The 1,198-nt window shown below is 65.4% G+C and carries 1 protein-coding gene; it reads left to right on the top strand.

Annotated features, from left to right (window positions below):
- The coding region (locus AC50X6_RS18705; protein ID WP_494967634.1) for an IS1380 family transposase at positions 1-1,050 on the top strand (1,050 nt) is incomplete at its 5' end.
- Positions 1,051-1,198: the final 148 nt, after the last annotated feature.

Below are 1,198 nucleotides of genomic sequence, written 5' to 3'. Positions count from 1 at the left end.
GCCGGGGACCGCAACCCGGCACTGAAGGCCACCGCCCTGGACCCGCTCATCATTGATCTGGACGCCACCCTCGTGACGTCCCACAGCGACAAGGAACAGGCTCTCGGCACTTACAAGGGCGGGTATGGCTTCGCTCCTTTCATCGCCAGCGTCGACTACGGCGCGGGCAACGGGACCGGGGAGATCCTGGCCGCAGTGATGCGTCCGGGCAATGCCGGGGCCAACAGCGCAGAGGACCACATCAAGGTGTTCAGCCAGGCCATCGAACAGCTCCCCGACGACTTCTACGACGAACAGGGAGAGCTCATCGGCCAGAAGGTGCTGGTGCGCACCGACAGCGCCGGGGCGTCCCGGAAATTCCTGCACCACCTCTCATCGCTGGGCGTGCAGTTCACGGTGTCCTACCCGGTACCGGTGATGAAGGCCCACATGGTCGGCTGGATCAACGACAAAAAGTACTGGCAGCCGGCCCTGGACCAGGGAGGGGAGGAACGCGCCGACGCGTGGGTCGTCAATGCCACCGAGATCCTCGGGCTCACCGACTACCCGGCGGGGACAAACCTGTACCTGCGGGCCGAGCCGCTCCACCCCGGGGCGCAGCCGACCTTGCTGGATGCGGACGGGCACCGCATCACGGCTTTTTTGACGAACTCACCGCGTTGGCACGGGCCGACCCTTGACGCCCGGCATCGGGCCCGGGGACGGTGCGAGAACCGGATCAAAACCCTGAAGAACACCGGGCTCGGGAAGCTGCCGTTCTTCGACTTCCACGCCAACCAGGCCTGGGCCAGCATCGCCGCCCTGGCCATGAACCTGGTCTCCTGGCTGCAACTCACCGCGCTGCCAACCGGGCACAAGGCCCGCGGATGGGACATCAAACGCTGGCGGTACCGACTCTTCACCACCGCCGGGAAACTCATCACCCGCGCCCGGCAGACCCGGCTCCTGATCCCCGACAAAGCGCCGGAAACCGGCACGATCACCACGCTCCTGGCCGCCATCGCCGAACTGAAAAACAGCCTCCGACAACGAATCCGACGCCTGGCCTGAAAACCGGACGGCCAGCCCCATCAACGACCAGCACAACCTAGCGGAGACGTGGAACCCGACGCCCAACCAGCGACAACAGGCCCCTCCAGCACGCCCAAAACCATAAAAATCAAACGGAACGGGAATCAGACCCTGACCTGACCGCCCA

Source organism: Pseudarthrobacter sp. HLT1-7, from assembly GCF_059383435.1.
Note: the sequence above shows the minus strand (reverse complement) of the source record. Positions and strands in the feature narration are given on the sequence as shown.